The organism is Desulfovibrio sp. 1214_IL3152, assembly GCF_036763055.1.
Classification (GTDB): Bacteria; Desulfobacterota; Desulfovibrionia; order Desulfovibrionales; family Desulfovibrionaceae; genus Desulfovibrio.
The window spans coordinates 1-5,609 of record NZ_JBAIYW010000341.1 but is presented as its reverse complement, the minus strand read 5'-3'; the positions used below and the strand labels follow the sequence as shown (position 1 = coordinate 5,609).

The following is a 5,609-nucleotide window of genomic DNA, read 5'->3' as shown; positions in this document are numbered from 1 at the left end:
CTCTGGCGACTGCGCGAGCAGACGCCCGCCGCGAAGGCGTAAGCGCAATTTATTTGCGCGGTTAAACGCCGAAGCGAGCGTGTTTTAAACTTTGAAAATGTATATTTTCAAAGTTAATCTGCTCTAGGAGCCATGCTGCTGGACGGCATGCCCAGAACAGCGGAAGAAATCCGCTCCGCCCTGGCAGGACTCTATCCCGGTGAGCGGCATCTGTGTGCCGAATCCGTCGAGTTGCACCTTCAGGCCCTGAGGGCCGTCGGCATTGTGGCGCTGGCAGACCCCGATGATGCCGAAGCCCGGCACGGCCTGACCTATGTGCTGAGTGCCGACGGCAAAACTCGTGTGCAACGCAACCTTGAATAAAAGCAGAGCCAGAACACGGGCTGCAGTGCGCGGAGACAGAACACCCTGATGGCCGAAAAGCACTTACGCCCGACAGGCATACAGCAGGTAAAGGCCCAACGCGCAACACGCACGAACCCGGGCAACATATCCCCCCAGTGAATCCCGGCAGGTATTTTGCCCAAAAATCAAAACCCTGCACGCTTTTTTGCACTTTAAAAAATAATTCAACTTTTATGCTTGACACCACAAGGGCAAAGGGCTACATATCTACTTCGCAACAACATGTTGTTGCTGACGTGTCGCGGGGTGGAGCAGCTCGGTAGCTCGTCGGGCTCATAACCCGAAGGTCGTAGGTTCAAATCCTGCCCCCGCAACCAAGAAATTCAAGCGGTTACAATGAAAATTGTAACCGCTTTTTCTTTGGTCGATTTTCTTCCCACCACTATTCCCACCAGTTTATCTCTGTGCATTTGACGTATCTGAAATAGCATTCTAGTATTATTCATTAGTGAGTATTTTCGGAGAGATATTGGCACTAATGCTCAGCTTGTATTTTTGTGCTGCGTGATGGTTCTAATATATCCGACTAACATGCTGAAATAGTTTCAATTGAGAATGGGTAGTCACACTTCAATTGTAGGAGATTTTATGAAACGTGGGATTGAGCAGTTGTTCAGAATGAGAAATCGTTTCATAGTGATAGGCGTAACTGGAAAAACCGGTAGTGGCTGCACTACAGTTGCAAGCATATTAAGTAAAGACAGGCATGAGCTCGGAAGCGTTGATGCATCGTTTGGTAATGATAAATCTTCTATAGAATCACGAAAATGGAGTATTGTATCTCGATTCTGTAAAAAAAATTGGAAAAAATTTCACCATATAAGAGTTAAAGATATTATATCAACATTTATTTTAGAGTCAAAATTCGATGAAGCCCATCAGTATATAAAAACAACATTTGATATTGATATATCTGAATTTAAAACAACTTATGAATGTTTTTTTGAAAAGAATAAAATATTGAATGAGTTTTTAAAAACGGATAACGCTCTGCTGTACGATGCAGAAGATCCTGCTGAGATAGAAAGAATCAAAAATACAAGAGTTGCGATTAAGAATTACATACTCAGTGAGATACAGCAATTTTCTGATAATATAAAACTATTTTTAGATAGTCGTGGTGACAAATATATCTCTGTTTTTCAAAAAGTTGGCGACAATATAAGAAGAACCGGTTGTGCATTTGCAGATTCAGCTCAGGAATTTGAACATATATTTTCAATAGCAAGACGTATTAACACTTTAATAAAGATAATTCGTAGAGTTGATAAAAGCACTGGGGAATTAAAAAGTCTTTATGTAATTGACGCTTTTAGAAATCCTCTTGAGGTGCATTTTTTTCGAGAAAGATTTTCAGCATTTTATCTAATGGCTGTAAACTGTGATGAAGATGAAAGAAGACGGCGGCTTTCAGCGGCTGATCTAAAAGAAAGTCAAATTGTAAAGATAGATAAGAAAGAAAGTAGCAATGAAGATTTTTACGAAGATTATGAAGAATATACCGGTCAAAATATTAAATCATGCATAAACATGGCAGATTTATATGTAAATAATTTAAGATCATTAAATTCTCACTACACACAATTGACGAAAACCATACTTCGCTATGTAGCATTGATACAACATCCAGGAATTGTAAAGCCAACAAAACATGAATTTTTAATGCAACTTGCAATCACTGCTGCAACAAACTCAGGATGCATGTCAAGAAATGTTGGGGCGGTGATAACAGATAGCTCATTTGAGCCGCTTGCTATCGGATGGAACTGCGTTCCAAAACTTCAAATTCCATGTTATGCTAGAAGTGCGTCTTCACTTATTGATGGACTTGACCCTGATGCTTATAGTGATTTTGAAAAAACTGACTTAAAATTCTCAGATCACATGAAAATTGTACGAGAAAAATTAAATACTATTCATGACTATGGCTTGTCAGACGTTTATTGCTTTAAAAGTGAATACAATAAAACAACTTGCAAAGAAAATCAAGTGCATACAAGAGCTTTGCATGCTGAAGAAAATACAATATTACAATGTGCTAAACATGGACAACATCAGATTGAGAATGGTTTTCTTTTTACATCTGCATCGCCTTGCGTGCTCTGTGCCAAGAAAATTTGTCAGATGGGTATCACTGAGGTGTTTTATATGGATCCATATCCTGATATCTCTGAAAAGCATGTTTTTTCTTACGGTGAGAATAAAGTAAAAATGACATTGTTTACAGGAGCTATTGGGCTTGCTTTTCAAAAGCTCTATATTCCTTTAATTCCTTTAAAGGATGAAGTTGCTGCAATACTACATGAAGTTTAATTTTAGAATGGCGGTTTATCCGCCATTCTATTTAGTCACCTGATCGATGGTGCTGGAACTCGCGTAAACGATCTATGATTTGCCAACTCCGCATTTTGGCAGTTCGGCGTATTTCCTAACTCGCCGGGGTTATTCCGGCATTCCTTTAGCTTAGCCTCAAACGCGGCCTTGTTTTCCGGGGCCATATACCAATCAACGGTCTTTGTTTCCTCTTTTTTCTCGCAACCAATGGCGGGTAGCAGAAACAGCCCCACCAGCATCAATGGAATGATTTTTTTCTTTTTCATGGGTGCTCCTCTCGTTATGCCTGTCCGGCCTTTATTTCCTTCTCCAACTTACTAATTGCCCGAATTTCCTTGACTCGCTTAAAGATTTGCCAAGGGGCGATGATGAACCCAGCAAGAACAGCGAGTGAGAATTTCAGGAAAAAGTAGAAGATAAGGCCCGCGCCAGAGGTCAGTATGATGGGCATGGGAATTTTGCTCAGAAACTGCCAGCCCCAATACGCCCCGGCCAGCATCAGGCCGACGATTATTCCCCCCTCACGGTTGGTCTGGACATTGAACGCCACAAAGGCCGCTACCCCGGCGAAGATTATCGCGGTCACGGCAAGGTCGAGGTAAAGCCTTCGCGCCAGTGCTCCGTTGTGGGCAATGAGGCAAGGCTCACATACTGGCGGGTCGAAACGGTTCATGCATGAGGCGCATAAGGCTTTGCCGCACATCTGGCACGTTCCGGCTGCGGCCGTGCCCGGATGGTTAATACATTCCATATCCTCTCCTGTGTTGATGTTTGCTAGGAAAATTGAAGATTTACATATAGTTGACGGGGTGTGGGGCTGTGCTGTCGTCCACTAATAACCATATTATAACATGGGTTTTCATGTCAATATCCGGCTACCTTGGGGGCTATGGATAGAAATCTTTTAGTCCAGTGGGCTATCGCTAAAGTCATCCGGGAAGCCCGCAATCATGTGGGTATCTCTCAGGTACAACTTGCGGATTTCTCAAGTCTTTCTTATCCGTTTATCTCGGATGTGGAGCGGGGAAACGTTGGTGTGAGTATCGCTGCGTTGCTGCAAATTTCTGAAGTGCTGAAAGTGGATGCCGGGGAACTGGTGCGGCGCATTGAGGATGAAATGAAGCGCGGCCCCCAACCGCCCACAAAGACGCCCGGAAGGCCGCGCAAAAGCACCAAGGTGTAAAAATTCAACGTTCCATATCCACTTCCCTTTTTCTTGCCTTTTCTATTTCCATCATTTCTTCCCGCCCGGAACCTGAATTTTCCCCTCCACGTTTTCCAGCATTTTGTAAATTCTGTACTGGTTCTGGAACAGAATATCGTAATCCGGCATCCGCCAGAGCGCGAATCCTGTCCAGAGCAGACACAGCAGCAGAGCCGCCGCCAGAGGATACCCCCAATGCGCCCACGTCCTCATTTGTGAGAGACGGCTTGCCTGTTTTACCATCTCCGCCGTGTGGGCTTTTATCTCCTGCGCTGCGCTGGCCGTCTGTGATTGCGTGTTCTGAATCTTGCCTACCTGTTCCCCGGTCTTGGAAAGGAAGTAATTCCATGTTTTTATTGTCTCCTCGTGTTGGTTTTTGATGTATCGGGAACTCTGGCCCAGAGCTTCCAAGGCTTGCGCCGTGTCCGAGGTTATTTTGAGCATGACGCTCAGCAAGGGTTCGAGTGATTTCGCCAATTCCTCGGCGCTCTGGACTTTCCGCGTGTGAATCTCTTCCAGCAGTTGGGCTACCTCGCTCAACTGCCTCGGCGTATCGCCCTCTATCATCTGGCGCAGGGCTTCTGTCTTGCTCATAGGTTAATCCTCGTTTTTGCAGTCCGGCCCAGGAATAGCCTTTTCCAAGGTCGGAACCTTTCATGATGATGCCGCTATGCCGATAGCTGATGCCGGAAATGCGGCCTGTACTGGCAACATTGGGCAAAACCTCCACCCCGGATTTTTCAAGCCGCCGCGTGAACTCCGCATAGCCGGGCTGATTGTGCAAAGCTTTGTCCACCAGCGTTTGCAGGGCCATTTTTGCGGAAGGCTTGCCCGTGCGCACCGCGCATTCAATTTCGCCTTTGGTGGGAGCGCGGCGCTCACTCTCCCGGCTGGGCGTCACCTCCTTCAGCCCGTATTCGCGTTCCAGTCGCCGCATGATGGCTTCTTGCCGCTGATAGTCCCGGCTGTCGCTGACTACCTCACCGCTCATGCTGACCCGGTTCGCCAGAATGTGAATGTGCGGGTGCTCGGTGTCGGTGTGTTTGGTCACAACGTACTGGCTATCCTTGAAGCCCATGCCCTCAAGGTATTTTCCGGCAACGTCCTTCCACTGGTCGTCTGTGAGCTTTTCATCCGGCGGCAAGCTGATGCTCACATGACAAACCGCCTTGGTCAGATTGGGCCGCAAGGCCCGCACCGCGCCGAACTCCCGCGCCAACTCACGCGGATTGTCGCCGCCCATGTTGGTATCGAGGATATGCCCCTTCTGTTCGCGCAGATCATATTCCAAGGCTCCCCGAAAACCCTTGCCCTTAACCAGCTTCGCTATCATGGTTGGCCCCGCATAGCTCCCGCTGCACTTGGCGCACCACGGCAAGCACCTCACACAAGGCGGCATCCGCACATACGGCATTGCCTGTATGAGCAAGGCGAGTTAGCTGGTTCAGGTTGTTCACGGCCCCGGCAAGGGCACGGTAGGTGTCCCGGTTGACTTCCGGCTGGACGGAGCGCGGCAAGGAGCGGGAGAGAGCCACGTTTCGCAGCCAGTGCGAGACAGGCAAGCCCACGCAATCCGCGTTGCGCCGTATGGCGTCCAGTTCGGCGGCGTTGACGCATACGCCGATGGTGCGGGCGCGGGCCTCGCCGGGGTCGCTTCGAGGGCGTC

General features: G+C 47.4%; 7 protein-coding genes and 1 tRNA gene. 4 read left to right on the top strand and 4 right to left on the bottom strand.

Annotated elements, in window-relative coordinates; genetic code table 11:
- The first annotated feature begins 132 nt into the window (after positions 1-132).
- From V6C07_RS07420 to V6C07_RS07410, 3 genes are all read left to right on the top strand, one after another.
- Positions 133-363, top strand: coding sequence for a hypothetical protein (locus V6C07_RS07420; RefSeq protein ID WP_333535724.1), 231 nt, complete (start codon positions 133-135; stop codon positions 361-363).
- A 282-nt stretch (positions 364-645) separates the two neighbouring features.
- Positions 646-722, top strand: a tRNA-Met gene (locus tag V6C07_RS07415).
- Between the two features lie 271 nt (positions 723-993).
- Positions 994-2,718, top strand: coding sequence for a hypothetical protein (locus tag V6C07_RS07410; protein WP_333535723.1), 1,725 nt, complete (start codon positions 994-996; stop codon positions 2,716-2,718).
- Positions 2,719-2,753: 35 nt separating this feature from the next.
- Here the strand turns inward: V6C07_RS07410 and V6C07_RS07405 are convergent, their stop codons facing one another.
- Together V6C07_RS07405 and V6C07_RS07400 are read right to left on the bottom strand one after the other, a co-directional pair.
- The gene (locus V6C07_RS07405) at positions 2,754-3,005 is read right to left on the bottom strand and encodes an EexN family lipoprotein (protein WP_333535722.1); all 252 of its coding nucleotides are present in this window, start codon (positions 3,003-3,005) and stop codon (positions 2,754-2,756) included.
- 14 nt (positions 3,006-3,019) lie between these two features.
- Positions 3,020-3,412, bottom strand: a complete 393-nt coding sequence (locus V6C07_RS07400; RefSeq protein ID WP_333535721.1) for a hypothetical protein — start codon at positions 3,410-3,412, stop codon at positions 3,020-3,022.
- Positions 3,413-3,628: 216 nt separating this feature from the next.
- Here V6C07_RS07400 and V6C07_RS07395 point away from each other — a divergent pair, with 216 nt between their 5' ends.
- Positions 3,629-3,922, top strand: coding sequence for a helix-turn-helix domain-containing protein (locus tag V6C07_RS07395; RefSeq protein ID WP_333535720.1), 294 nt, complete (start codon positions 3,629-3,631; stop codon positions 3,920-3,922).
- A gap of 4 nt (positions 3,923-3,926) precedes the next feature.
- Here V6C07_RS07395 and V6C07_RS07390 read toward each other — a convergent pair whose 3' ends face one another.
- Complete coding sequence (locus V6C07_RS07390; protein ID WP_333535719.1) at positions 3,927-5,276, bottom strand: relaxase/mobilization nuclease domain-containing protein; 1,350 nt, start codon at positions 5,274-5,276, stop codon at positions 3,927-3,929.
- On the bottom strand, positions 5,257-5,609 hold a 353-nt coding region (locus tag V6C07_RS07385; RefSeq protein WP_333535718.1), incomplete at its 5' end, for a plasmid mobilization protein. The genes V6C07_RS07385 and V6C07_RS07390, both read right to left, overlap by 20 nt.